At 43.8% G+C, this 3,829-nt stretch carries 3 protein-coding genes and 3 pseudogenes; 3 read left to right on the top strand and 3 right to left on the bottom strand.

The genetic code is table 11. The features are described 5' to 3' along the window. Nucleotides 1-376, bottom strand: a 376-nt coding sequence (locus tag L1D47_RS20395) for a transposase (protein ID WP_239886589.1), incomplete at its 3' end; no start/stop codon positions are given. Nucleotides 377-445: 69 nt separating this feature from the next. On the opposite strand from L1D47_RS20395, the pseudogene L1D47_RS20390 reads away from it, so the two are divergent. The 3 genes and pseudogenes from L1D47_RS20390 to L1D47_RS20380 form a co-directional block, all read left to right on the top strand. Then, nucleotides 446-685: pseudogene (locus L1D47_RS20390) on the top strand (IS30 family transposase); the annotation flags it as partial. Between the two features lie 210 nt (nt 686-895). Further along, nucleotides 896-1,651 carry a glycosyltransferase family 2 protein gene (locus tag L1D47_RS20385; protein WP_239886588.1) on the top strand — a complete coding sequence of 252 codons (756 nt, stop codon included), beginning with the start codon at nt 896-898 and terminating at the stop codon, nt 1,649-1,651. 9 nt (nt 1,652-1,660) lie between these two features. Beyond that, nucleotides 1,661-2,713, top strand: a complete 1,053-nt coding sequence (locus L1D47_RS20380) for a glycosyltransferase (RefSeq protein ID WP_239886587.1) — start codon at nt 1,661-1,663, stop codon at nt 2,711-2,713. 388 nt (nt 2,714-3,101) lie between these two features. On the opposite strand, the pseudogene L1D47_RS20375 reads toward L1D47_RS20380, so the two are convergent. Together L1D47_RS20375 and L1D47_RS20370 are read right to left on the bottom strand one after the other, a co-directional pair. Further along, nucleotides 3,102-3,230 (bottom strand): annotated as a pseudogene (locus tag L1D47_RS20375) (IS5/IS1182 family transposase); the annotation flags it as partial. 19 nt (nt 3,231-3,249) lie between these two features. Beyond that, nucleotides 3,250-3,829: pseudogene (locus L1D47_RS20370) on the bottom strand (IS5-like element ISVch9 family transposase); the annotation flags it as partial.

Raw genomic sequence — 3,829 nt, 5'->3', positions numbered from 1 at the left:
TGACCGTTTGGAATAACTTACGAGTGAGTTTGTGTTTTTCCAGCAAGTGCCGGAAATTCATAATGGTAGTGCGGTCAGGAATGGCTTTATCCAGTGACAGTTGTGCAAACTGACGCATCGAAGCAATCTCGTAAAGCGCATCTTCCATCGCCTCATCACTCAGACTGTACCATTGCTGCATACAGTGAATGCGGAACATCGTTTCCAGTGGATAGGGTCGACGACCATTGCCCGMTTTTGGATAAAAGGGCTCAATCACTTCCAGCAGTTGAGTCYATGGTAACAGGTTGTCCATCCGAGATAAGAAAATCTCTTTACGGGTCTGGCGGCGCTTGCTGGAAAACTCACTATCGGCAAAAGTTAACTGTTGGCTCATGGGCGGTAATGGCTGTGATTTACTATGTAGCTATGATCTCACATCAGGGACTTATTCGCATCTTCCCTAGTCGCAGAGAGGCTGAAAGCGGATATCTACTTCGCGAATCCGTATTCATCCTGGGAACGCGGACTGAATGAAAACTTCAACGGTTTGCTGCGGCAATACATACGGAAAGGCACCGATTTGCGGACAGTAACAGATAAGCAAATTAGTGAGATTGAACGGGCATTAAATGCCAGGCCGAGAAAGTGCCTCGGCTTCAGGCAACCTGTCGCGGTATTCAATGAATTACGCAAGGCTGCCTAATTTTGCGAGTGGTGCACTTCGGAGTTGAATTCGCGCTACATTGAATTGTCCAGATTCTGCCAGCCTTTCAAAGTCGCTATAGACTAATTCGATTTGCCTCTAAACTAGGCTGCTACACCAGCTGTAACATCTTCCCCAAAGATCAATACTCTCTATAAATTTAATGCTATAGTTGCCGCAGTTCTTATTACGCCTAACAGTACTTTCACCATGACATTACCTATCAGCGTCTTTATCGTTACCAAAAATGAAGAAAAGCATATTGCCAAAACCTTAGAAAGCGTAAAGGAGATGGCCGAAGTCATTTTAGTCGACTCTGGTAGTACAGATAAAACCGTCGAGATCGCCAAAAGCTATGGTGTTAAAGTGTTTGAGCATGAATGGATGGGATACGCTAAGCAGAAGCAGTATGCCATGGAGCAGTGTAGCAACGAATGGGTACTCAACCTTGACGGTGATGAAGCGATAAACCCTCAGCTGGTTGCCGCTTTTAAAGAGATCATTGAGCAAGACAAAGCCGATAGTGTGCGCTTCTGGCGCAACGATATATTTATCGGTAAAGCCCTATCAAGTTGGAGCAAGAAACCCAACAACCATAGACTGTATAAAAAATCTAAATCTTTCTTTGATGATTCTCGTCTTGCCCATGAGAGCGCAACTGTTGATGGCAAAGAGGTTTTCATCAACCAAGTATTTGATCACTACGGTTACGACTCTATTGCTGCCATCACCACCAAAAACAATAACTATTCCACTCTAAAAGCCGATGAGAAGTTTATTAAGAATAAAAAGGTATCGAACCTTAAACTGATATTGATTTTCCCTCTAGTATTTTTAAAAGAATACCTACTCCAAAGAAAAATCTTTTCAGGTCGCCGCGGCTTTATCCTTGCCATTATGGATGCCTATTATGCATTTATAAAAGAGGCTAAATTGTTTGAAAACCATCAGAATAAAGTTAATTAAAAGAGAAAGATGAAGTTTATCTTTGTATTACGACAGCTCAGTACTGGTGGCGCGGAAGTTGCCACGGCCTTACTCACTCAAGAGCTAGCTAGACGTCAACATCAGATAGAGATATGGAACACCGGCCCAGCCTCCCAAGCGGATATTGAATATTGGCAGCAGTGGAGCCAGATAAAGAAAGTCAACAAAAAACTGATCTTTTTTTATTCCAGAGATCCTAAGGCACAAGTCATATTAGTCGACAATATTGGCAGCGGATATTTTCCTGTTAACCAAGCGATTTCTATTCTCCACGGAGATTGTACCCGCAAGCTCTATCAGACCAACAATCCATTAAAGCGGGTTGTAGAGAAAGTTAAACTGTGGCGAAAATATGCTCGTCGCACTAACATCTCAATCTCAAAGACATTAATGGCACGGCTTCAGGCTCATTCTCGTATCGAACAGTTATACATACCCAATCCTTTCGACTTAGACAAGGTGAGACAAATGGCGCAACATCAGCCAAGTGTGTCATTGCCTGATGAATTTATTATTCACGTTGGCAGAATGTCTCCAGAAAAGCGGCAGACCTTGCTATTAGATACATACTTGCAGACTCCTGAGCTTAACCAAAAGCTTCAACTCGTTTTTGTCGGAGGTGAACATGAAGGCTCAGATACGATAGCCCAAATCAATAGTAAAGCCAAAGCAGCGCAGCTTGCAGAACAAGTGCATTGCTTAGGTGATATCAGCAATCCATGGCCTATTATGAAGCGAGCAAAGTGCTTAGTTTTATGCTCAAAATTTGAGTCTATGGGCTATGTTCTCCTCGAAGCCATGGCATTAGGTATTCCGATTATCGCCTCAGATACCGTGGGCGCACGTGAGGTTCTTGGGGATACCTTTCCAGGTATTACTTATGATTCAGCTTTAGGTTCAAGCATTGCCGACGCGATACGCCAACCTGAAAAATATACAAAATCGGTCCCCAAAACATATTCAATAACTCAGGTAACCGATTTATTTGAAAACGCTATCGCACAACACGGTACACAAAAAAATAAGACTGCACCAATCTAATACAATCTGAGCTCTAGATGAGGAATTTAGAAAGAAACTAATTGTCCGCTCCTCGATCTAATCAATCGACAAGGGTAAGGGACGTTGTTGCCTAAATCAAATTGAACTATTTTGCTCACCTGCGATCTGATCGTGAAAGCTTACAATCAGGTCGGCCTTGTTGATTAATTCAGTACTAGAAACGTAGTAATCCCACGCTCTTCTGTGATTTATCCAGTTACCTGACGAACAGGCATACCTAGGGAAACTGCGAACAAGTCCTGCAATTTAGGTATAGAGCGAGGTTTTGAGCGGCCCGCCTGATTTTTGAACGCTAAGTGTTCAATTTTGGCCAACATACTGCCGTTTTACGCCGAATTTCGACCTAATTCCAGGCTGTTCCCGGATTTCAGACAGATCTTGGCTGTCGTCGTAACATCTGGTCTACTTTAAACAGGTTCGCCAAGGTGAATAGCATGGCTAACTGTGAGTCATTTTTCGTCAGCCCCTGCCGTTTTACGCCGAATTTCGACCTAATTCCAGGCTGTTCCCGGATTTCAGACAGATCTTGGCTGTCGTCGTAACATCTGGTCTACTTTAAACAGGTTCGCCAAGGTGAATAGCATGGCTAACTGTGAGTCATTTTTCGTCAGCCCTTTATAGCGTGCTTTGATAAAGCCGAACTGACATTTGATGATCCGAAACGGGTGTTCTACCTTCGCCCGAATGCTGGCTTTTAAATACTCGATGTTGATGGCRGTTTTATTCTTGCGGGGATGCTTCTTCAGCGCCCGAACTTTGCCGGGACGCTCTGCTATCAGCCATTCCACATTAGTATCTTCTAGCTCTTCGCGTTTTTCCGCGCCTTGATAACCAGCATCACCAGAGATGAATTCCTCGTCGCCATGYAACAGATTTTTCAACTGGTTCAAGTCATGTTCATTGGCGGCGGTTGTCACCAGCGTATGGGTGAGGCCACTCTTTGCATCCACGCCAATGTGAGCTTTCATACCGAAGTGCCATTCATTGCCTTTTTTAGTCTGATGCATGTCCGGGTCACGTTCATTCTTTTTATTTTTAGTGGAGCTGGGKGCTTGAATAATCGTGGCATCTACCAATGTTCCTTGCGTCATCATC

Origin of the sequence: Shewanella sp. Isolate7 (assembly GCF_022398425.1) — a bacterium.
Lineage (GTDB): Bacteria > Pseudomonadota > Gammaproteobacteria > Enterobacterales > Shewanellaceae > Shewanella.
The sequence above is the reverse complement of the archived record's forward strand: the minus strand, read 5'-3'. Positions and strand labels throughout refer to the sequence as shown.

Bases quoted from the DNA above. Each gene is read 5' to 3' on its own strand.
- L1D47_RS20385 (WP_239886588.1), top strand. From the start codon at position 896: ATGACATTACCTATCAGCGTCTTTATCGTTACCAAAAATGAAGAAAAG.
- L1D47_RS20380 (WP_239886587.1), top strand. From the start codon at position 1,661: ATGAAGTTTATCTTTGTATTACGACAGCTCAGTACTGGTGGCGCGGAA.